19 protein-coding genes and 1 pseudogene are annotated in these 21058 nt (G+C 70.0%); 5 read left to right on the top strand and 15 right to left on the bottom strand.

Annotated elements, in window-relative coordinates:
- Window positions 1-62: 62 nt before the first annotated feature.
- Window positions 63-1172, bottom strand: coding sequence for a non-hydrolyzing UDP-N-acetylglucosamine 2-epimerase (gene wecB, locus HNR07_RS19160; RefSeq protein ID WP_184366161.1), 1110 nt, complete (start codon window positions 1170-1172; stop codon window positions 63-65).
- A gap of 265 nt (window positions 1173-1437) precedes the next feature.
- Between wecB and HNR07_RS19165 the strand changes: the two genes are divergently transcribed.
- The 4 genes from HNR07_RS19165 (at window position 1438) to HNR07_RS19180 (ending at window position 6885) form a co-directional block, all read left to right on the top strand.
- Window positions 1438-3219 carry a glycosyltransferase family 4 protein gene (locus HNR07_RS19165; protein ID WP_184372312.1) on the top strand — a complete coding sequence of 594 codons (1782 nt, stop codon included), beginning with the start codon at window positions 1438-1440 and terminating at the stop codon, window positions 3217-3219.
- A 112-nt stretch (window positions 3220-3331) separates the two neighbouring features.
- Window positions 3332-4702 (top strand): nucleotide sugar dehydrogenase, encoded by a 1371-nt coding sequence (locus HNR07_RS19170; protein ID WP_184366162.1) that lies wholly within the window; start codon window positions 3332-3334, stop codon window positions 4700-4702.
- 285 nt (window positions 4703-4987) lie between these two features.
- Window positions 4988-6154, top strand: coding sequence for a glycosyltransferase family 4 protein (locus HNR07_RS19175; RefSeq protein WP_184366163.1), 1167 nt, complete (start codon window positions 4988-4990; stop codon window positions 6152-6154).
- Window positions 6155-6279: 125 nt separating this feature from the next.
- Entirely contained in the window at window positions 6280-6885 is a 606-nt protein-coding gene (locus HNR07_RS19180; protein ID WP_184366164.1) for a malonic semialdehyde reductase, read from the top strand.
- A gap of 59 nt (window positions 6886-6944) precedes the next feature.
- Here the strand turns inward: HNR07_RS19180 and HNR07_RS19185 are convergent, their stop codons facing one another.
- The 6 genes from HNR07_RS19185 to HNR07_RS19210 form a co-directional block, all read right to left on the bottom strand.
- Window positions 6945-8627: a PP2C family protein-serine/threonine phosphatase gene (locus HNR07_RS19185; RefSeq protein ID WP_184366165.1), complete on the bottom strand. Its 1683-nt coding sequence runs from the start codon at window positions 8625-8627 to the stop codon at window positions 6945-6947.
- On the bottom strand, window positions 8624-9670 hold the full coding sequence (locus HNR07_RS19190) for a SpoIIE family protein phosphatase (protein WP_184366166.1): 1047 nt from the start codon (window positions 9668-9670) through the stop codon (window positions 8624-8626). Before HNR07_RS19190 ends, HNR07_RS19185 begins: the two co-directional genes overlap by 4 nt.
- Window positions 9667-10104, bottom strand: coding sequence for an anti-sigma regulatory factor (locus HNR07_RS19195; RefSeq protein WP_312893892.1), 438 nt, complete (start codon window positions 10102-10104; stop codon window positions 9667-9669). The genes HNR07_RS19190 and HNR07_RS19195 overlap by 4 nt, the downstream gene beginning before the upstream one ends.
- A complete protein-coding gene (locus tag HNR07_RS19200; RefSeq protein WP_184366168.1) occupies window positions 10101-10517 on the bottom strand; it encodes an STAS domain-containing protein in 417 nt (138 codons plus the stop codon). Before HNR07_RS19200 ends, HNR07_RS19195 begins: the two co-directional genes overlap by 4 nt.
- A 21-nt stretch (window positions 10518-10538) precedes the next feature.
- The gene (locus HNR07_RS19205; protein WP_184366169.1) at window positions 10539-11414 is read right to left on the bottom strand and encodes an STAS domain-containing protein; all 876 of its coding nucleotides are present in this window, start codon (window positions 11412-11414) and stop codon (window positions 10539-10541) included.
- Between the two features lie 91 nt (window positions 11415-11505).
- Window positions 11506-12672 (bottom strand): PP2C family protein-serine/threonine phosphatase, encoded by a 1167-nt coding sequence (locus HNR07_RS19210; RefSeq protein ID WP_184372315.1) that lies wholly within the window; start codon window positions 12670-12672, stop codon window positions 11506-11508.
- 169 nt (window positions 12673-12841) lie between these two features.
- Between HNR07_RS19210 and HNR07_RS19215 the strand changes: the two genes are divergently transcribed.
- Window positions 12842-13339, top strand: coding sequence for a MarR family transcriptional regulator (locus HNR07_RS19215; protein ID WP_184366170.1), 498 nt, complete (start codon window positions 12842-12844; stop codon window positions 13337-13339).
- Between the two features lie 199 nt (window positions 13340-13538).
- On the opposite strand, the gene HNR07_RS19220 is transcribed toward HNR07_RS19215, so the two are convergent.
- The 8 genes and pseudogenes from HNR07_RS19220 to HNR07_RS19255 form a co-directional block, all read right to left on the bottom strand.
- Window positions 13539-14369: a glycosyltransferase gene (locus tag HNR07_RS19220; protein ID WP_184372318.1), complete on the bottom strand. Its 831-nt coding sequence runs from the start codon at window positions 14367-14369 to the stop codon at window positions 13539-13541.
- A 295-nt stretch (window positions 14370-14664) separates the two neighbouring features.
- A complete protein-coding gene (locus tag HNR07_RS19225) occupies window positions 14665-15435 on the bottom strand; it encodes a CDP-alcohol phosphatidyltransferase family protein (RefSeq protein ID WP_184366171.1) in 771 nt (256 codons plus the stop codon).
- Window positions 15413-16462 (bottom strand): iron-containing alcohol dehydrogenase family protein, encoded by a 1050-nt coding sequence (locus tag HNR07_RS19230; protein WP_184372321.1) that lies wholly within the window; start codon window positions 16460-16462, stop codon window positions 15413-15415. The genes HNR07_RS19225 and HNR07_RS19230 overlap by 23 nt, the downstream gene beginning before the upstream one ends.
- 5 nt (window positions 16463-16467) lie before the next feature.
- Window positions 16468-17199: a phosphocholine cytidylyltransferase family protein gene (locus HNR07_RS19235; protein ID WP_184366172.1), complete on the bottom strand. Its 732-nt coding sequence runs from the start codon at window positions 17197-17199 to the stop codon at window positions 16468-16470.
- Window positions 17200-17232: 33 nt separating this feature from the next.
- On the bottom strand, window positions 17233-17964 hold the full coding sequence (locus HNR07_RS19240; RefSeq protein ID WP_184366173.1) for a DUF5941 domain-containing protein: 732 nt from the start codon (window positions 17962-17964) through the stop codon (window positions 17233-17235).
- Complete coding sequence (locus HNR07_RS19245) at window positions 17961-18698, bottom strand: hypothetical protein (RefSeq protein WP_184366174.1); 738 nt, start codon at window positions 18696-18698, stop codon at window positions 17961-17963. Before HNR07_RS19245 ends, HNR07_RS19240 begins: the two co-directional genes overlap by 4 nt.
- Before the next feature lie 230 nt (window positions 18699-18928).
- Window positions 18929-19696: pseudogene (locus HNR07_RS19250) on the bottom strand (ABC transporter ATP-binding protein); the annotation flags it as partial.
- Between the two features lie 197 nt (window positions 19697-19893).
- On the bottom strand, window positions 19894-20739 hold the full coding sequence (locus HNR07_RS19255; RefSeq protein WP_184366176.1) for an ABC transporter permease: 846 nt from the start codon (window positions 20737-20739) through the stop codon (window positions 19894-19896).
- Window positions 20740-21058: the final 319 nt, after the last annotated feature.

Below are 21058 nucleotides of genomic sequence, written 5' to 3' on the forward strand. Positions count from 1 at the left end.
CGGTCGGTCCAGGTGCCGGGGGGAGCCCGCGCGGAGGGGGTCCGGGACTTCGACCATGCCGGTCACCGGGACCACTGGGTGAGGACGGAGGCGATGCGCTCCCCGGAACGGCCGTCCCACAGCGGCGGCACGTCGCCGATCCGCTCTCCGGTGCGGCCGTCCAGGACCTTGGTGAGGGTCGGCAGGAGGTCGGCCTCGGTGACCAGCTGGTTGGTGCCGTGGGTGATGGTGATCGGGCGTTCGGTGTTGGGGCGCAGGGTGAGGCAGGGGACCCCGAGGATGGTGGTCTCCTCCTGGACGCCGCCGGAGTCGGTGACCACGGCGGCGGCGCCGCGGGTGAGCGCGACGAAGTCGAGGTAGCCGAGCGGTTCGAGCAGGCGCACCCTCGGGTGGTCCCCCAGTCCGGCGGCGTCGAAGGCGGCCTTGCCGCGCGGGTGCACCGGCATGACGACGTCGGTGAGGTCGGCGATCTCGTGCAGGCGTTCGGTGAGGCGGGCGACGTTGGCGGGGTCGTCGACGTTCGCGGGCCGGTGCAGGGTGGCCGCCGCGTAGCGTTCGGGCAGGTCGAGGCGGGCGCGCAGGGCGTCGGCGTCGAAGCGGTCGAGGTTGCCCAGGAGGGTGTCGATCATCGGGTTGCCGACGAGGTGGACGCGGTCCGGGGAGACGCCCTCCGCGGCCAGGTGGCCGACGGCCTCGGGGCTGGTCGCGAACAGCACGTCGCTGAGCTGGTCGGTGACGCGCCGGTTGACCTCCTCCGGCATGGTGTTGTCGAAGGAGCGCAGGCCCGCCTCGACGTGCGCGACGGGGATGCCGAGCTTGGCGGCGACCAGAGCGGCGGCGATGGTGGAGTTCACGTCGCCGTAGACCACGACCATGCCCGGGGTGTTGGCGGTGAACTCCTTCTCCAGACCGACCATGAGGGCGGCGGTCTGGGCGGCGTGCGAGCCCGAGCCGACGCCGAGGTCGACGTCGGGGGTGGGCAGGCCGAGGTCGCGGAAGAAGACGGCGGACATGCGGTCGTCGTAGTGCTGACCGGTGTGCAGGACCGTCTGGTGCGCGCCCCGCCCGCGCAGGGCGGCCACGACCGGCGCGGCCTTCACGAAGTTGGGGCGGGCCCCGACGACGTGGACTATCCCGGTGTCCTGGCTGCCAAGAGGGGCACTCGTTGCCACGGCTGCTTCCTTCTGCTTCTGGTGGGGTGACTGCTGTGCTGGTGTGGGTCTGATGACGGCTGGGCGGGTCGGGGCCGGTCATGCGGCGCCCGGGTCAGGTGACGGAGTTCCTTGCCCCAGCCGTTCCGTCCGTGTCGCCGTGGTGTCACCACCTGGCCACGTCCACGTGGTTGTGTGACTGACCGTGGATGACTCCCAGATTCCCGAACCCCGTGTTCCGCGTCCGCGTGTCCTGTGGCCGAGGGCGGTGACCTTCACCGCGTCCCTGGCCTGGCACCATCTGCGCTCCGATCCCGCTCGCCTGCCGCTGCTGGCGCCCCGGCTGCTGCCCGGCCCCGTACGGGGTGCGGCCCGCGCCGTGGCGGCCCGCGCGGGTGCCCTGCCGCGCGCCTACGCCCTGTGGGACCGGGGGCGACGCGAGGAGGCACGCGAAGTGCTGCTGTCCGCGGCCGGTGGCGCCTCGCCCCGCAAGGCGGGGCGCCTGGTCGCGGCGGCCCTGGCTGCCGGAGACGCCGAAACCGCGCGTGAACTGGTCGAACGCATCCCGCCGGGGCCGCATCGGACCACGGCGGAGCACCGGACGGCCCTGGCCACGGGGCGCGCCGTCCCCGTGTCTGCGTCCGTTTCGCCTGACCGTCACGGGTTCACGTTAACCCGCGATGCGCCAACGCGGCCTGACGACACGGTGAACGCTCAGCGACCGGCGCGGACGTCCGGTGAGGCGGACGCTACGCCCCCCGAGGGGGGCGATGACGGGGCTTGGCGGGTGGCCTCGGAGCGGGTGGCCTCGGATCCGGCCAGGCCCGGGGCTGGGGTGCGGGTGCTGCACCTGGTCACCAACGCGTTGCCGCACACCAACGCGGGCTACACCCAGCGCACGCACAAGATCGCGGTGGCGCAGCGCGAGGCCGGGATGGACGTGCACGTGGCCACCCGGGCCGGGTATCCGCTGACCAAGGGGAAGCTGGACGCGCGCACGCTGGTGCGGGTGGACGGGATCCCCTATCACCGGCTACTGCCGTGGACGGCTCCCAGGGACCACGCCGAGGAGCTGGAGGCCGGGCTGCGGCTGGCGTCGAAGCTGGTGGAAGCGCTGCGCCCGGACGTGCTGCACGCGGCGAGCAACCACCACAACGCGCGGCTGGCACTGGAGCTGGGGCTCCGGTACGACATCCCGGTTGTTTACGAGGTGCGGGGTTTCCTGGAGGAGTCCTGGCTGTCCCGGGACCCCTCGCGCAGCGTGGACGACGCCTTCTATCGGGCCGAACGCGCGAAGGAGACCGAGTGCATGCTCGCCGCCGACCTCGTGGTGACGCTCGGGGAGGCCATGCGCGCCGACATCGAGGCGCGCGGGGTGCCCCGGGAGCGACTGCTGGTGGTGCCCAACGCCGTGGAGGCGTCGTTCCTGGAACCGTTGCCCCCGGGGGACGGGGTTCGGGAGGGGCTGGGCATCGGCTGGGAGGAGTTCGTGGTCGGAACCACCACCAGCTGCTTCGGTTACGAGGGGCTGGAGGTGCTCCTGGACGCGGTGGCGTCCATGCGCGCGCGGGGCGAGTCCGCGCACGTGCTGATCGTCGGTGACGGGCCGGAACTGGCCACACTGCGCGATCGCGCCGAGCGGCTCGGGCTGGCCGGTGCGGCGCACTTCCCGGGGCGGGTCCCCGCCGACCGGGTCCGGCACCACCACGCCGCCCTGGACGTGTTCGCCGTTCCGCGGCTCGATGAACGGGTGTGTCGGTTGGTGACTCCGTTGAAACCGGTGGAGGCTATGGCCGGTGGGCTTCCTGTCGTCGCGAGTGACCTCCCGGCACTGCGAGAGATCGTGGAACCGGGGGTGTCCGGTGAGTTAATTCCGGCTGGCGAATCGGCCTGTCTAGCTGATGTGCTGACAAAACTCGCTTACAGTCATGAAAAGCGGACGTCCTACGGCCGAGCAGGTCAGGAGCGTGTCGGCGCCAAACGAACGTGGGCCCAGGCCGTATACCGCTACAACCAGGCGTATCGGGTTCTTATTCGAAAAATGTCCGGACCAGGCCAGAATCCGTAACCGAGGTCAACGTCTGCCTAGACTCGGACGTCCAGCACTCCGAATGGCAGTCCCACGGCAAGCCTCGAATATTTGCGCCCGTTCACGAAATGAATGCGAGTGTGACCACGAAGTGGATGCCGCAGCCTCCAACCCAGCCACTGTCCCCGAGCAGAGCTCCGGCTCGGCCAGCGACCTCGTCGTCCTCGGCCTCGGTTACGTCGGTCTACCTCTGGCGGCCGAGGCCGTCTCAGCAGGACTGAGGGTGACCGGTTTCGACGTCAGTACACGAGTGGTCGACGGACTCAACAAAGCCGTGTCGCACATCGACGACCTGTCCTCCGATGACGTCACCTCGATGCTGGACCAGGGGTTCAGCGCGACCACGGATCCGGCGTGCCTGGCCACGGCGCGCACCATCGTCATCTGCGTACCCACCCCGCTCTCCCCGGAGGGCGGACCGGACCTGGGCGCGGTCACGTCGGCCTCCAAGGCCATCGCCGCCCACCTGTCCCCGGGGACCCTGGTGATCCTGGAGTCCACCACCTACCCGGGCACCACCGAGGAGGTCGTCCGGCCGCTGCTGGAGGAGTCCGGCCTGGTCGCCGGGGCCGACTTCCACCTGGCCTTCTCTCCCGAGCGGATCGACCCGGGCAACGCGACCTTCGGCGTGGCCAACACCCCCAAGGTGGTCGGCGGGCTCACCGAGGAGTGCGGGCAGGCGGCCGCCGCCTTCTACGAGCACTTCGTGAACACCGTGGTCCGCACCCGCGGCACCCGCGAGGCCGAGATGGCCAAGCTGCTGGAGAACACCTACCGGCACGTCAACATCGCCCTGGTGAACGAGATGGCCGTATTCTGCCAGGAGCTGGGCGTCGACCTGTGGGACTCGATCGCGGCGGCGGCCACCAAGCCGTTCGGTTTCCAGGCGTTCTATCCCGGTCCGGGCGTGGGCGGTCACTGCATCCCCATCGACCCGAACTACCTCTCCTACAAGGTCAAGACCCTCGGCTACCCGTTCCGGTTCGTCGAGCTGGCCCAGGAGATCAACGGGCGGATGCCCGCCTACGTGACCCAGCGCGCCCAGGAGCTGCTCAACGACTCCGGGCTCGCCCTCTCGCGGTCCAAGGTCCTGTTGCTGGGCGTGACGTACAAGGCCGACATCGCCGACCAGCGCGAGTCGCCCGCCCGCCCGGTGGCCCGCAAGCTCGCCGCCAAGGGCGCCACGCTCACCTACCACGACCCGCGCGTGGACTCCTGGCAGGTGGACGGGGTGGACGTCCCGCGCTCGACCGACCTGGAGCAGGCGATGGCCGACGCCGACCTGACCATCCTGCTCACCGACCACAGCGAGTACCGGCCCAAGCTGCTCACCGAGTACGCGCGGCTGCTCCTGGACACCCGTGGCGTCCTACGCCGGCCCGAGCCGGAGGCCGAGTCCGTGGCCGGGGTTCCGCCCCAGGCCCGCCGCCGCGTCCAGCGCGAGGGCGTGCAGACCCTCTAGCCACCGCTTCGGGACTGCCAGGTCTACGCGGCCCCGCGCAGCCGCGCACAAGGCCGACCACAAGGCACGTCGACTCGGACGCCAGACGGCGTTCGGCGGCGTGCCTTCGCGCGTTCACCGTCGCCCGACCGAAGGTTCACCCGAATCACCCCCCGTGTCCACTCGGCTTTCCTCAGTGTGTTTCCGCAGGTGAATACCGTGTCGTGCAGCTGATACCGCGCCTTCAGAGCGGATCATCGAATACGGACCAGTAATACCAAACGGTGACACACGTAGGTGATCTCGATGCACGCGCTTGTGGCCACGATTGTGCACCACCCCGAGGACGCCCGGATCCTGCACCGCCAGATCCGAGCGCTCGTGGACGCCGGACACACCGTGACCTATGTGGCTCCGTTCCGGGAGTGCGGGGTGATCCCCTGGGACCAGGTGCGCGCGGTGGACGTGCCCCGCGCCTCCGGCCGCGACCGGATGTCCGCCATCAAGGCGGCCCGGGCCGTACTGGCCAAGCTGGCCCCGCAGGCCGACCTCCTGCTCTTCCACGATCCCGAACTGCTGCTCGCCCTGCCCGCCAAGCGCCCGGTGACGGTGTGGGACGTCCACGAGGACACGCCCGCCGCACTGCTCACCAAGCCGTGGGTCCCGCGGCCGCTGCGCCGCCCGATCGGCAGTGTGGTGCGCGGCTTCGAACGCCGCGCCGAACGCCGGATGCGCCTGATCCTCGCCGAGGAGGGGTACCGGCCGCGCTTCAGGGGCGACCACCCGGTGGTGCCCAACACCACCGACGTCCCCGAGGCCCCGCTCCGTCCGCCGGGCGACGGCCGGGTCGTCTACCTGGGCCAGCTGTCCAGGGCCCGGGGCGCCCACGACCTGATCGACATGGGCCGCCAGCTGCGCGAGCACGGGGTGCGCCTGGAGGTGATCGGCGGCGCCGACCACGAGACCCGTCCGCTGCTACGCGAGGCCCACCAGGAGAACGCTCTGCACTGGTACGGCTTCGTGCCCAACGACCGGGCCCTGCGCATGGCCGCGGGCGCGCTGGCCGGGATCAGCCTGTTGCACGACACCGACAACTACCGGCACTCCCTTCCCACCAAGGTCGTGGAGTACATGGCCCACGGGCTGCCGGTGGTCACCACACCGAACCCGATGGCCGCGGCCCTGGTCGCCAAGCGCCCGGAGGGCCCTGCCGGGACCGTGGTGCCCTTCCAGGACCCCGCGGCGGCCGCACGGGCGGTACTGGAACTGCGCCGCGACGAGGCGCTGCGCCACGAGTACGCCCGCACCGGACACCACATCGCGCAGACCTCGTTCCACTGGCCGGTGCAGGCGCGGCTGTTCGTGAAGAAGCTGGAGGAGTGGGTGGCCGAGGCCAACGGCCCCGCACCCAGGATCCCCCGCCCGCGAGCTCCCCGCCAGGGAGGACGCAGCCGCAGGGCGTTCAGCGAGTGACTCGGGGCCGTGAAGCAGCTCACACATTGTTTGGGCGGAAATATCTTCCTAGTCAACTAGGTTGGGACCGGTAGCCGTCCCCCGACGGCTCCCACCACCCGCACGAGCACCGCCGAGGTTTCGCCATGAATGACACCCTGGTCCTGCACAAGGACGCCCAGGACCTGCTGTTCCGTAGCGCCCGCACCGCCAACACCTTCACCGGCGAACCGGTGACCGACGAGCAGCTGCGCGCAATCTACGACCTGGTCAAGTACGGCCCCACGGCGATGAACAACCAGCCGCTGCGGGTCACCGCCGTCCGCTCCCCCCAGGCCCGCGAGCGCCTCGTGAAGCACATGGCGGGCAACAACGCCCCCAAGACCTCGACCGCCCCGCTGGCCCTGGTCCTGTCCGCGGACAGCTCCTTCCACGAGCACTTCCCGAAGACCTTCCCGGTCATGCCGGACGCCCGCGACAACTTCGCCGGCATGCCGGTCGAGGCCCGCGAGTCCATGGCGCTGCAGAACGCCTTCCTCCAGGTCGCCTACCTGATCATGGGTGTGCGGGCCGCCGGCCTGGCCGCCGGCCCGATGACCGGTTTCGACGCCGAGGGCCTGCGCAAGGAGCTCTTCGGCGAGGACTCCACCCAGACCCCGGTCGTGGTCATGAACATCGGCAAGCCGGGTCCCGACGCCTGGTTCGACCGTCTCCCGCGCCTGGACTACGAAGAGGCCGTCACCGAGATCTGATCCCGGAACAGCCGCGAAAGGGGCGGGCGCCGCATGGCGCCCGCCCTTCCTTGTTCAGGTCAGCCGGTGTCCGCGGTCGGGCTCAGGAGCAGCATGCAGACGTCGTCGTCGTAGGAGTGGTCGCGCAGGGCCGAGGACAGCAGTTCGTCTGCGGCCCGCTCCGGATCACCGCCCGGCCGAAAGGCCGTTCCGAAGCCCTCCGCCAGACGGGCGATGCCGTCGTCGATGGACTCCCCACGGCGTTCGACCAGGCCGTCGGTGTACAGCAGCAGTGCTCTGCCCGGCGGAATCTCCACGCGGTGGTCGGTGTGGGTGAGGTCGACGGGGAGGCCCAGCATGCCGCCCGACGGCATCTCGATCGGGGCGGCCTCGCCCGGCGCCTTCCTCAGCAGCGGTGGCGGGTGCCCGGCCGAGGCCATGGTCACCTCTGAGCTGCCCTGTCGGAAGCGGATGATGACGGCCGTGGCGAACAGGTCCGGTTCAAGGCGGTCGAGCAGCCGGTGCAGGAGCCCGAGCAGGGCGGCCGGGCTGCGCTCGTCCACCGCGTAGGCGCGCAGAGCGGTGCGCAGCTGTCCCATCGTGACCGCGGCGTGGATTCCGTGCCCGGTGACGTCCCCGACCACGCCAACGTACTCGCCGTCTTCGAGGGGGAAGACGTCGTACCAGTCGCCGCCCACGTTCATACCGCCCTCAGCAGGACGGTAGCGCGCGGTGAGCTCCAGCCCGGGGACCCGGGGCAGCTGGGTGAGCATGGCCCGCTGCAGGGTGGCGGCGGTGTCGCGCTCGTGTTCGAAGCGCTGGGCGTTCTCCAGCGCGGCGGCTACCCGGCGGGCGAGCTCGCCCAGCATAAGGCTGTCGTCCTCGACATCGGTGATGCGGTGCAGCAACATGGCGCCCAGGGGCCTGGAAGACAGCAGCAGGGGAAACGCCGTGCTGCGCACGCCGTCCTTGGGACGGCCGTGCACAGGACGCCGCTCATTGACCGAGCGAACCACCGTCCTGGGGGGGTCCACCGCGTCGGAACCCCCCAGGCCGACCAGGGTGTCGCCCTCGTCGACCACCCACAGGTCGACCGCCAACGCGTACTCCGGGATAAGCAGTTTCTCCAGGTGCCCGCAGATCTCCGTCCGCTGGAGGGTGGCCATGAGTTGGGCGCTGGCCGCCGACAGGAAGGTCAGCCGGCTTCGGGCTGTCTCCGCCTCGTCCCGCGCTGCGCGCTCGGCGCGCAGCAGGCGCTGCTGCTCGTCACTTGCCTGGGCGAGTTCCGCGTGCAGGGCCAGCACGCCCTGGTTGGTCTCCTCCAGTTCGCGCTGGTGCGAGGCGAGTTCCTCGGCGCGCTGGCGGGCCAGGCGGGTCATCCGCAGGTGGTGGCGGTCGTCGGCCAGCTGTTGGGCGGCCAGCAGTTCGACTTCGGAGGGTCCCCGTGTAGAGCCTTCCGGGCCTGTCACCGCATCGGGCAGGGGGTGCTCCAGATCGAGGGTCCTCACCCAGGCTTCGGACTCCGGTCCGTCGCCGACGACGGTCGCCCTCAGCGCGCGGTGGTCGCTCGACAGCTCCAGCCACACCTGGCCGGAGGAGCCGGACTCGACGTGGTCAAGCGCACGCTCCGCAGTGACGGACAGGAACTCCGCTCCGACCTCCGGGGCTTGTGCGCCCGCGCGCAGGAGGTGACCGATACGGGCGCGGACCAGCGCCACGTCCACCGGGGAGCGGAAAGGTTCACTCAGGAGACGGTGGCTCATGCCCTCTTCCCGTCGAAGCGTTCGGTGTGCAGCGCGACGGCGACGGCGGTGTCGTCGCGCAGGGGGCGAGCGGCGCTGCCCGCGTCACGGAAAACCCGTCCGGCGATCAGCGCGGCGTCCCGGGTGACCATGCCTTCGATGCCCTCGGGTGACCAACGGCTGGGCAGTCCGTCAGTGTGGAGAACCAGCATGTCCCCCCTATTCCACGCACGGCGCTGGGGCACCGGGGTGCGCAGGCCGAAGGCGCCGACGATGCCGGGTTGGGAGAGCAGTGTCTCCCAGCGTCCGTTGCTGTGCAGCCGGGCACCGACGTTGCCCACCCCGCAGAAGGTGAGCCGGTGGGCCGACTCGTCGATGTCGACCACGGCCACGGCGGCGCCCCTGGTGGAGCGCAGCTCGGCGTGCAGCAGTCGCAGCAGTGCTTCGGGGGGTTCTCCGGCCTGGCGCCGCACAGTGCCCGCCGCGGCATCGCTGGCTTCCGCGGCCGCGGCTCCGTGGCCCAGGCCGTCGGCGAGCATGACGGTGCGGTGTCCCGAACCGCTACGGAAGGCCAGACCGTCACCGGACTCGGGGTGGCCGCCCAGGGGCAGGTGCAGGCCACCGGTGACGGCGGGCCCGGAGAACCGGCCCCGGTGTTCGGGGGCAGCGATCCGGGCCAGGGCGAGCGTGCCCCGGCCGGGGACGCTGTCCACCTCAAAGTGGTCGCAGGCCCTGGCGCAGGCACCCAGCCCGCTTCCGAGCGAACCACCGGTCGAGTAGCCGTCGGCCATGGCCCGGTCCACGTCGAGGATGCCCGGGCCGTGGTCCAGCGCGAGGATCTGCAGGGCTCGGGCGTTGCCCCAGTCGTCGCGCGCCACCTCGGCGACGATCCGGCCGCCGCCCGCGTACTTGACCGCGTTGGTGGCGAGTTCCGTCGCCGTCAGTGCGGCGTCCCCGGCCCTGGCCGGGTTCAGGCCCGCGGCGACCGCAGCCTCCTCCACGGCCTCCCTCGCCCGGCGGACCAGGGTGGAGTCGCCGACCGACACGTCCCAGACCCTGGTCATCGCCGTCCATGGGGCGAGGTTCCCGACCACAGCGTTACGGTGACCGTGGCGCCCCCACCCGGTGCGGTTTCCACCGAGAACTCATGCACCAGCCGTTTGGACCCGCTCAGCCCCATGCCGAGCCCTCCGGCCGTCGAGTAGCCGTCACGCAGCGCCAGGTCGACGTCACCGATACCCGGTCCGTCGTCGCTGAAGGTCAGGGTGAGCCCGTCACGGCCACGGCCGTCGGAGACCTTGTCAACGGTGACGGAGCCCCCGCCCCCGTGGACGAGGGTGTTGCGGGCGAGTTCACTGGCCGCGGTCACCAGCTTGGTCTGCTGGACCAAGCCGAATCCGAGCTCCTGTGCCAGGGCGCGCACCCGCTGGCGCACAGTCATCAGATCCGCGTCATTGCGAACCGGAAGGCTGAGGGCGGTGCGCTGACCGGTGCTCACGTCGGGGTCCGATCGGTGCCCCTGGCGGCGGACCGGTCCCCGGTCTGCCGGATCTCGACCCCGAAGCGGGAGGCCGCCTCGCTGACGGTCCGCGCGGTCTCCAGCCCGGGCAGGGTGAGCCCGAGCTCGACCAGGGTGATGGCGACGCTGGGGCGCATTCCCACGAGCACCGCCTGGGCCGCCAGCAGTCGGGCACTGGCGGCCACCTCGGCCAGGACCCTGGCCAGGAAGGAGTCGACCATGTCCAGTCCGCAGATGTCGATGATGACACCACGGGCCCCGGTGTCGGACAAGGCGAGGGTCACGTCCGTCCGTAGGTCGACGGCCGCGTTGTCCGGGAGTTCACCCTGGATACTGATGAGCAGGATGCCACCCAGGTCCAGGACGGGAACAGGGGATGCTCCAAGCTGCACGATTCTGGTCCGATCGGTCTGTCAGCGGCGGGGCGCGAACGCCTGGTCCTTGTCGCTCTGCCGTTCCAGCGCCAGTTCCAGCGCGTCGGCGAGGGTGGCCCGGGTGGTGACCGGTCCGAGGTCGAGTCCGAGCTGGACGATGGTCTGGGCGATCGCGGGCCGGATGCCCGAGATCACGCAGTCGGCCCCCATGAGGCGGGCGGAGGCGACGGTCTTCATCAGGTGCTGGGCCACCAGGGAGTCGACCGTGGGCACCCCGGTGATGTCGAGGATCGCCATGGTGGCGTTGTGCTCGACGATGGCGTCCAGGAGGTTCTCCATCACCACCTGGCTCCGGGCGCTGTCGAGCATGCCGATCAGCGGAACGGCCACCAGCCGGTCCCAGAGCTTGATGACGGGGGTGGTCATCTCCATCAGCTGCTGGCGCTGACGGTCCACGATCTCGCGGTTCTCCTGGAGCGTTGTCTCGATGACGACGACCCGGAGGGTGGACAGGAGCTCGGTCAACAGCAACCGGGCGCTGAGCAGCTCCTCCCCGCCCTCTCCGGCCTCGCGTACCAGGATCTCCGCGGGGGCGGTTCCCAGGGCACCGACCTCGCGGTCGACCTGGCCGATGGACAGCCCCGAACGGGTCCGCGAGGCGCTCATCGCGGCCAACTGTTGCCGGATCGTTCCGAAACCGGGGGCATCGATATCGCCGACTCGACCGCTCTCGACAACGTGGACCAGGGATTCCAGGAGCGCATGGCAGGCTTCCACCGCCTCGTCCCGGGTGACGGTGAAGACCGCCTGAAAGAGCGGCAGGTCGGCCCACCGCTGGGCGATCTGCTCGTTTCTGTCCCGCAGGAGCCGTGATACTGCCCGTGACGCGCTCCCGACCGGAGGGACATCGGTCATGTGGATCCCATCGTTGATTGGTTGCCGTTCGACAACTGTCTACCAGAATGGCGCGGGGGCAGCCGGAGGCCTGCCCCCGCGCGGAAGCGGATCACCCCTTGCCCCTCCAGTCGAGGCACACGACCAAGGCGTCGTCCTCGCTCCTGACGCCCTGGCGGTAGTCGGCGAGGTTGCGCAGGACCTCCTGCGGCACCGAGGCCGCGGGGAGCAGTCGGGTCGAGAGGATCGAGCGGGCCAGCGCCCGGACACCGAAGAGGTCGGGGCTGCCCCCGTGTGCGTCGAACACCCCGTCGCTCACGAACACCAGACGGTCACCGGGCTGAACCGAGAAGTGCTGCGCGGTGTAGACGGTGTCCTCGGCCATGCCCAGCGGCATCTGGGCCTCGAAGGGGTAGCGGGTCACCGTGTCGTCCCGCAGCACGTACAGGCGGGGCGAACCGGCGTCGACCACCTGCACCTCGCCGGTGGCCGGATCGAAGGAGAGCAGGAGCACTTCCAGGTAGCGCTCCCCGCCGTGCTGGGCGTAGACGGCCTTGTCCGCGAGGGCGGCCTGATCGGCCAGCGGCACCCCCGCCCGCCTGGCGTTGCGCAAAGCGTTGACGGCCAGACTGGTGAGCAGGGACGCCTCGATGCCCTCACCCATGCCGTTGGTGACGCTGAGCAGGAGCCGGTCGCTCCCGGCCGACCAGTCGAAGTTGTCCCCGCGGATAGCGTAGGCGGGCTCCAACTGGGCCCCTATGCCGTACTCCTGGCATTCGTACGCGCGGCCGGCCAGCAGGTCCCACTGCATCTCGGCGGCGAGGGTGAGGCGATCGCGACGCCGCACTGCGCGGTAGAGATCGGTGTCCCGCTCGGCGACGATGAGTTCGTGCCCCAGGGCCCGTGCGATCCGCTCCAGGTCGCGGAGGAGGCTGGGCGCCGGCTCGGAGAAGGGGAGTTCCACCACGAGAACGCCCAGCCGGTCCCCCCTGACGCTGACCGGCAGGCGGACGATCGCCCGACCGGCGCCGGCGAACTTCTCCACCAGCCTCGCCTGGGAGCCGAAGGCCCGGCCGTCCGCGCTGTTGAACAGTGAGTGCTGTCGGGGGTCCTCCTCCGGCTCAGTGACATAGCACAGCGCTGTCATCCCGTAGTCGGCCAGCAGCAGGTCCACCGCCAGCGCTTCATAGTGCGTGCCGAGAGCACCCCGGAGCGCCGTCAGCAGTCCGTCGGGCCTGGCCTTCTGCAGGGCCCGAACGACCGCCTCGTATCCGTTCAAAGTCGTCAACCTGTGTTTTCTGTGCTGGAGTCTGTGCGTGTCCGCCGGGTTCTGGGCGGGACACGGTCGGCGGGCACGGAACCGGGCGTTCCGTTATGGTCTTGGAGATACCCGACTGCCGACCAGGGCACGGGTTCGACCCACAACCGCGATGTGGTGAGGCTGGAAAGTGAGTGCTGAATCTCAGGACCAGGCATGGGACGCCACTCGGGCCGCGTCCGAAACGACCGAGTTGGTCGAGGTGCTGTGGGGGCGGGGGCGCGAGGTCGCGACCGCTCCGGTATCGGCGTCCCAGCTCAAGGTCCTGTTCATCCTCGATAACGAGGACGGCGTGAACCTGCGGACCGTCACCGATCGTCTGGGCTCCACCCCTCCGTCTGTCAGCAGGCTGTGTGACCGCTTGGAGGCGGTCGGCTTCGTGAACAGGACCGCCAGTCCCAACAGCCGTCGCGAACTGCGGGTCTGGCTGACCGAGAGCGGGCGCTCATACCTCCGGGACCTCCGGGCCCGGCGGGAGCGCGAGCTCCACGCCGTGGTCGCCCGTATGCCCCCGAGGAAACGGGCGATGCTGATGGAGGGCCTCACCGCCTTCCAGGAGGCGGCGGACCGTCTGGACAGCGGCGCCGGAGGAGTCGAGCGCGAGCAGCGCGGCTTCCGCTCAGCGTAGGCCACCCCGCTCGCGCGCTCCCTCGAAAACAATGCCGACTACGTCAACTATTGTCAAGAAGCAACAATTTGTGTGACGTGCCGGGAGGGTATCTACATACACACCGAAACGATGCGCGCCGAGTCGGCTGCCGTACGCGCGCGAGGGGCGCGTGCCAGGCGGCACGCGCCCCTCGCCGGGACCCCGGAGCGAAGGCCGGTCAGATGATCGGGGGGCGACCGGCCCGGGTCATCCGCCAGGCGGTCTTCCAGCTGATGGGGGTACGCGGACCCGCGTCCTCGCGCCAGCCCTCGCGGAAACCGGAGAACCAGGACCTGAGGGCGGCGCGGTCGCGCTCGCGCAGCACCGTGAGGCCGACCCAGGTGCCCAGGTAGGCGAAGGCCAGCGGCCACGGGAGGTTGCGGCGGGCCAGCCACACCCGGTTGCGGGCGTTGAGCCGGTAGAAGTCCTCGTGCCGGGTCGGCGCGACGGCCGGGTGGTACATCACCGCGTCGGCGTCGTACTCGATGGTGTACCCGGAGTCCATGATGCGCCAGGCGAGGTCGGTCTCCTCGTGGGCGTAGAAGAACTCGCCGGGCAGGCCGCCGCCCTCGTCGAAGGCGGTCCGGCGGACGGCGCTGGCGCCGCCGAGGAAGGTGGTGACCACACTGGACTTGCGGGAGTCGCCCACGCGCAGCCGCGGTACGTGGCGGCGCTGGTCGGGGCCGCCGTCGGGGTCGGCGATGCGGAACGACAGCGCGCCCAGGGCCGGTTCGGCGGCGAAGCGTTCGCGCACGTGCCTGGCCAGGTCCTTGGACCGGTACCAGCCGTCGTCGTCCAGGAACAGGACGATGTCGCCGCTGGTCGCCCGCACGCCCTCGTTGCGGCCCGCGGGGATGCCCACGTTCTCCGGCAGGCGCACCGTGGTGACGCCCTCCGGCAGCTCGGGCAGGTCGGCGCCGTTACCCACGACGACGACCTCGACGTCCGCGCCCTCCTGCTCGAACACGCTGGTGATCGCGCGGCGCAGCTCGGCCGGGCGGTTGCCCATGGTGAGCAGGACGCAGGACAGGGTGGGCTTTCCGGTACCGGGCACCTGGGAGCTGCTCCGTTCGGCTCCTGGCGCGCGGGTCGGACGCGTGGCGGAGGCGTCGGAGCCTTGCGGGGGAGGGATCACGGGTGTGGCCATGGTTGCGACCGTTCAGTGGACGTCGTGCGACTGACAGGTGTACACCTGTCAACTTTCGCAGAAACAGACTAACGAAAGGATAAAAGCGAAGTGTACGGAGCCGTGAACGGGGTATCGCTCACGGCTCCGTAGGAGACGTCAAAACGTCATCATCGCGTTACTCGAGGCGGCGGGAGGCGAGCACGCTCACGAAGTGCGCGAAGCTCATCAGAACCGCCACGCCCGCGCAGGCCACGACCAGGATCCGGGTGGCCGTCAGGTCCCCGAGGAAGAGGTCGGCCACGGCCGCCACCACCACGATCAGGGACAGCTCGACCGCCTGGATCAGGCGGTGCACCTTCAGCGTGGAGGCCAGGCGGCGGGCCAGGCTCAGCCCCGAGGACTTCGGCTTCATGGCCTCCTCGGAGATCTTCTCCGGCAGGCCCGCCTTGGCCCGGGCCACCACGACGTTGTCGGTCTCGGCCTTGATCAGCACGACACCGAGCGCGGCGGTCATGCCCAGGATGACCCAGCCGCCCGCCTCGAACTCGCCCTGGGCTCGGATGCCCAGGCCGATCAGCAGGGCGACCTCGGACACGTAGTGCCCGATGCGGTCCAGGTAGATCCCGGCCACGCTGGTGCGGCCGGTGTAGCGGGCCACCTCGCCGTCGGAACAGTCCAGCAGCAGGTAGATCTGCACGAACACGGCGGCGAGGATCGCCGACCACAGTCCGCCGAAGGCCACGATCACACCGGCGAGCACGCCGAAGACCATCATCAGGTAGGTGATGGGGTTCGGCGGCACGCGCAGGCGCACGAAGAGGGTCGTCAGGTACGGGGAGATGTCCCGCATGTAGAGACGGCCCGCCCAGTGCTCCTCGTTGACACGCTCCTTGATCCCCGCGGGCTGGCCGCCCGCGCGGACCTCAGCGACCGACGGCTTCGACATAGCGCGCGACACTCCGCCCGATCTCGTCCTCGGAGAGGTTCAGGTGTTCAAGGATGGTGAACCGGCCCGGGCGGGTGCCCGGGGCGTGGACCACCGCACGCGCGAACGAGGCCTCGTCGAGACCGACGTCGGAGGGCACGATCGGCAGGTCGTGGCGGATCAGGCAGTTCCTGATCTCCTCCAGACGCGCCTGCGGCCAGTCCAGGTGCTCGACCCGCAGGTAGGACGCGTACAGCGCACCCAGGCCGGCGAGCTCACCGTGGTTGCTCGTACCGGGGGAGAGCTGGGTGATGGCGTGCAGGATCTCGTGGCAGGCGCCGCTCGCCGGGCGGCTGGACCCGGCGACCACCATGGCCATGCCGGACAGCACCAGGCCCTCGGCCAGGACCTTGATGAACCCCTCGGACTCGATCGAGTCGGGGCGGTGCAGGACCGCCTCGGCGGCCACGCGCGCGAAGGTGACGGCCATGCTGTCGATCGGCTCGTCGTTCACCTTCCCGGCGAGCTCCCAGTCCTCGATGGCCGAGATGTTGCTGACCACGTCACCGATGCCGGAGCGCACCAGGTGCGGCGGGGCCGCCCGGACGTAGTCGACGTCGATGACGATCGCGAGGGGCATGGTGACGCCGATGGACGGCTTGCCGCCCTCGTGCTCCAGGGAGCTGACGGGGGAGGCGATGCCGTCGTGGGCCAGGTTCGTGGCCACGGCCACCATCGGGATGCCCGCCATGGTCGCGGCGAACTTGGTGACGTCGATGATCTTGCCGCCGCCGATACCGGCCACGGCCTCATAAGCGCCGGAGCGCAGCTTCTTGCCCAGTTCGGTCGCCGCGTCGACGGTGCCTTCCTCGACCTTGAAGACCTCGCAGTTGGGCAGGTCGAGGTCAGCGGCGATCTGTGCGCCCTGGCCCGGGCCCACCGCGACGGCGATGCGTCCCTCGGTGGCGATCCGGCGGTCGGACAGCACCGTTCCGAGCGAGGCGATGGCTCCCCGGCGAACGTCGATCGCCAGCGGGGAGGGGAGCATTCGGGCTAGTAGTGGCACGCGATCTCCCTTGCCTTGGCCAGGTCGTCGTGGTTGTCGACCTCGACCCAGTCGACCTTGCCGATGGGGGCGACGGAGATCTTCTCTCCGCGGCGGACGAGCTCCTGGTAGCCGTCCTCGTAGTACAGCTGCGGGTCGCGCTCCCAGGTGGCCTTGAGGGCGTCGGCCAGGCGCGGGGCCAGCGAGCCCTCGATGAGGGTGGCGCCGATGTACTCGCCCGCGGCGGTGGCCGGGTCCATCAGCTTGGTGATGGTGCTGAGGTGGCCCTCGCCGTCGAGGGTCACCTTCATCTCCTCGTCGGCGAGGGTTTTCACGTTGTCCACCGCGAGGAGGAGTTCCGGCCCCCGGGCGGCGAGTAGCGTTTCCTCGACGCTCACCGGGTGCACGGTGTCGCCGTTGACCAGGAGGACGCCCTCGGAGAAGAACTCACGCGCGGTCCACAGGGAGTAAGCGTTGTTCCACTCCTCGGCCTTGTCGTTGTAGCTGAGGGTGAGCTTGACGCCGTGGCGCTTCTCCAGCGCCTCCTTGCGCTCCTCGACGGCCTCGGCACGGTAACCGACCACGACGACGACGTCGGTGAGCCCGGCGGCGGCCAGGTTGCGCAGCGAGATGTCCATGATGGTCGTCTCGCCGTCAACGGGCACCAGGGCCTTGGGCAGGGTGTCGGTGTAGGGGCGCAAACGGCGCCCCGCGCCTGCGGCGAGAACCATTCCGAGCATGAGGGCGTGTTCCTCCTTAGTTCGAGGAGGCTCTCACGCCTCCCCGTTCGTTCCGGCGGCCGGTCGGCCCCCGTCTCCCCGGCGGGTGATCGGGTGATCCCCCAGGACGACGCCGTCGCCCTGCGTGGCGGTGCTGACGCCCACGTCGGTCACCGGTGTGGCGCTCCAGGTGCGCACGGCCTCGCGGACGAGCAAGACCGCCAGGTACGCGGCGAGTATGCCGTAGGCGGTGGTGGGGGCGGAAAACGCGCCCCCGACCGCGATGACGAGCATCCGGCCGTCCCAGCCGAGCGCGGCGTGCCGCACCCACACCGGTCGACTGACACCGACGGCGGGCCGTGCGACGTCGTCGCGATGATGGCAGACGACCGTCATCAAGAGTACGAACACCAGGGGACCGGGTACGCCGGACGCGAGCCCGACGACCGCCAGGTAGCTGTACTCGGTGACGCGCAGGATCGGGGGTACGAGCCAGTCGTACCGCCCGTCGTGGGGGTGGCCCGAGGCCAGACCGGACAGTAGCAGGGCAGCGACCGGTGCGAACAGGGTAATGCCTGTGGGCTGTCCCCCGTCAGCCGCGATCAGCACCAGGACGACGACGGCCGCGGCGACGGCGGTGAGCAGCGGCGGGGCCAGTCCTGGAACGATCCTGCCCAGCAGCACCCCGATGTGACTGTCATCACGAAGAAGGCGCAGATCGGGGATGGTGGGTACGAAGCGTTCCCGCGTGCCCGGGGGCTCCTCCCCCGTCTCCCCCGCGCTCATCGGCGCCCCCCTCGGGAGGAGGGGTCGACCAGCTCCCCGGTGATCGCCACGGCGCAGCCGACGATCAGGCTGAGGAAGGCGATCCGCGCGTCCACGGCCACGGTGGCGACGGCGATCACGAGGAAGCGGATCGGCTGGCCGAAGACCATGACCCGCCGGGCCAGGAGCACCGGAGAGAGGCCCCCGTCGGCTTCCGGCGCCACCGGGGAAGCCAGCGAGGGGGCGGCCGTCGCAGCCGCGCTTCCGGTGGAGCCCGGCCTGGGCGGCGGCACCCGGAAGCCCTCAGCGCGACGCTGCGCGGGCAGGGCGGGCGGCTTCGCCCCCGAGCCGCCCGAGGCCGCCGCGGGGGCCGAGCGGGCCACCAGGAGCGCGTCACGCAGGGCCAGGGCGATCAGCGCGCCGGCGGCCCACCCCCAGGCGCTGGTGAACCCGGCGGCGGCCGCCCCGAAGGCGAGGCCGACGTAAACGGCGTACTCCCGGAGCTGGGCGGCGATGGAGGCCGTCCAGACGGTGAGGGCGTCCCTGCGGTTGGCCCGCATCCGGGAGCGGACCGCGTCGCAGAACAGGACCAGCCCGAGCAGCGCGGATCCGGCCAGGGCGCCGACGAGGTCGGCCCGACTGAACCAAACCGCCGCGGCGACCGCCAGCAGGACGCTGATCCGGGTCACCCCCGAACGGGTGACGTGCCTGCGCCCCAACATCCGCGCGGTCGCCCGCGCCACTGTGCCAGCCATGCCCGTGCCCTCCCAGTTTCAACTGAGAGTCACCGTCGCCTACGCTCTGTGCGCAATCAACCACTGACACGCCCATGGCCGCCGAGATGCCGCTTTCAGCCCTCCAAGGGCGTTCCGGACAGGTCCGGACGCGAAAGAGCGCACCTCCGGAACAGTCCGGGGTGCGCTTTTTCGTCAACCTTCAGGTGGTTTCGACCACATCAGGCCAGCACAGATCAGGTAGGCGCCGCTCAGGCGGCCTGACCGCCGTCCTTGCCGTCGGGTTTGTCAGCGGAGCCGCCCTCAGGCTTCTCGGCGGAGTCGACGGGCTTACCCTCGGCGGAATCCGAGGTGGCGGCCCGCTGCTCCGCCTCGAGCTTCTTCTCCGCCTCCTCGGCCCGCTTCTTCTTGGCCGCGTCCTTCTTCTTGCGCTCCTCGATCTCCACCCTGGTGTCCTCGTTGTACGCGGCCAGGGCGGAGTCGATGTCGGTGTCGAGGGCGAGCGTGCCGCCCTTGATGTACAGACCGCGGTTGCAGAAGCGGCGCAGGTCCTTCTCGTTGTGCGAGACCAGCACCATCGTGCGGTCGTTGGCGAGCATGCGGTCGATGGCCTCGTAGCTCTTGCGCTTGAAGGCCTTGTCGCCCACCGCGAGCACCTCGTCGACCAGCATGATGGGGTGCTCCAGCTGGGAGATGAGCGCGAAGCCCAGGCGCACCTTCATACCGCTGGAGTAGTGGCGGATCGGGGTGTCGATGAACTTCGGCTTGATCTCGGCGAAGTCGACGATCTCGTCGAAGCGCGCGTCGATCTCCTTCTCTGGCATACCGTGCAGCGAACCGACCAGGTACACGTTCTCGCGCCCGGTGAGGTTGTCGTTGAACCCGGCGCGCAGCTCCAGCAGCGGGGCGACCTTGCCGTGCACGCTGACCTTGCCCTCGTCCGGGATGAGCACCCCGGCGATCATCTTGAGCAGGGTCGACTTGCCGGTGCCGTTCTTGCCGACGATGCCCACGCAGTCGCCCTTGGCGACGTCGAAGGAGACGTCGCGCAGCGGCCAGAACTCGCTGCCCTCGGCGTTGGGGTCGCGCTTGCTGCCGTGGATGAACATCTCACGGAGGCTGCGCTTGCGTCGGCGGTTCACGGCGAACTTCACACCGAGGCCCTTGGCCTCGATGATCGGACCGCTGGTGACCGCGGCCTCGTAGGTGGACGCCATCACAACTCCTTCAGAACGGACGTCTCCAGACGGCGGAACGTCCAGTATCCGATGACGAACATCAGGATGGAACCGACCACCGCAGAGGTCAACGCGAGAGTGCTCGGCGTTAGTTCCGCGTAGTCGGAGAACCACACCGTGCGGTGCATCTGGAAGATACCCATCAGCGGGTTGAGCTCGTAGATCGTCTTCGCCCAGCCAGGCGCACCCGAATCGAGCACCATGGCGGCGGGGAACAGGATCGCCGAGCCGTAGAACAGGATGCGGGTCAGGATACGCGTCAGCCGTTCCACGTCGCGGAGCAACACGTTGACCGCGGACAGGAACAGGGTGACGCCCAGACCGAACATGAAGGTGAGCACGATCGCCAGCGGCAGCCAGAAGAACATGCCCACCCAGCTGAACTGACCGCCCATCGCGAACACGAAGATCAGCAGGACCGGCCAGGTCAGCAGGTACTCGACGAACTTGGTGCTGACGGTGGCCATGGGGAAGATCTCCCGGGGGACCTTCATCGTGGTGATCAGCTTCGAGTGCGTGATCATCGCGCGCGGTGCCTCGCCGAGGATCGACCCGAAGATCGTCCAGGGCAGGATGCCCGCCACCAGGAAAAGGATGTAACCGCCGGGAACGTCCCCGTCGTTGGGCATGCCCCGGTCCGCCTGGAGCACGATGCCGAAGACGAACCAGTACACCATCGTCAGCGCGAGGGGTTCCAACATCGTCCAGGCGTAACCCAGCACGGACTGCTGGTACTTGACCTTCAGGTCGCGCCGGACCAGGAGGCCGACGACCTTCCGGTGCTCCCAGACGGCCAGCGTCCTTGACGCCACCGCCACCTCCAAGGTTTGAGATCGTCCGGTTCACGATGTGCCGGACTGTCGCGTCTATCGAAATGCCTGCGCGCACCAGCCGTCTACGCGGTCACACGGTCGGACCCTCACCGGACCGGAACGGGGGTGTTTCGGGTGACCGGGGGATGTCATGAACCGCGCCCGGCTCCACGACCGCATCAGAGGAGGTATGGACCGGGCACGCCAAACAGGCGTCCATAGGTTACCGCTGCATCGGACAGACCGTGCCAACCACGTGCCGCGCACCCCACATCCGCATCATTCCCGCCCACCTCGCCTTCACCCGGTTCGGCTAGGGTCAGCGACTGAC

The organism is Nocardiopsis metallicus, assembly GCF_014201115.1.
Classification (GTDB): domain Bacteria; phylum Actinomycetota; class Actinomycetes; order Streptosporangiales; family Streptosporangiaceae; genus Nocardiopsis; species Nocardiopsis metallicus.

Coding starts and splice junctions, on each gene's coding strand:
- HNR07_RS19175 (WP_184366163.1), top strand. CDS start 4,988: ATGCACGCGCTTGTGGCCACGATTGTGCACCACCCCGAGGACGCCCGG.
- HNR07_RS19180 (WP_184366164.1), top strand. CDS start 6,280: ATGAATGACACCCTGGTCCTGCACAAGGACGCCCAGGACCTGCTGTTC.
- HNR07_RS19185 (WP_184366165.1), bottom strand. CDS start 8,627: ATGAGCCACCGTCTCCTGAGTGAACCTTTCCGCTCCCCGGTGGACGTG.
- HNR07_RS19190 (WP_184366166.1), bottom strand. CDS start 9,670: ATGACCAGGGTCTGGGACGTGTCGGTCGGCGACTCCACCCTGGTCCGC.
- HNR07_RS19205 (WP_184366169.1), bottom strand. CDS start 11,414: ATGACCGATGTCCCTCCGGTCGGGAGCGCGTCACGGGCAGTATCACGG.
- HNR07_RS19220 (WP_184372318.1), bottom strand. CDS start 14,369: ATGGGCAACCGCCCGGCCGAGCTGCGCCGCGCGATCACCAGCGTGTTC.
- HNR07_RS19225 (WP_184366171.1), bottom strand. CDS start 15,435: ATGTCGAAGCCGTCGGTCGCTGAGGTCCGCGCGGGCGGCCAGCCCGCG.
- HNR07_RS19230 (WP_184372321.1), bottom strand. CDS start 16,462: ATGCTCCCCTCCCCGCTGGCGATCGACGTTCGCCGGGGAGCCATCGCC.
- HNR07_RS19235 (WP_184366172.1), bottom strand. CDS start 17,199: ATGCTCGGAATGGTTCTCGCCGCAGGCGCGGGGCGCCGTTTGCGCCCC.
- HNR07_RS19240 (WP_184366173.1), bottom strand. CDS start 17,964: ATGAGCGCGGGGGAGACGGGGGAGGAGCCCCCGGGCACGCGGGAACGC.
- HNR07_RS19245 (WP_184366174.1), bottom strand. CDS start 18,698: ATGGCTGGCACAGTGGCGCGGGCGACCGCGCGGATGTTGGGGCGCAGG.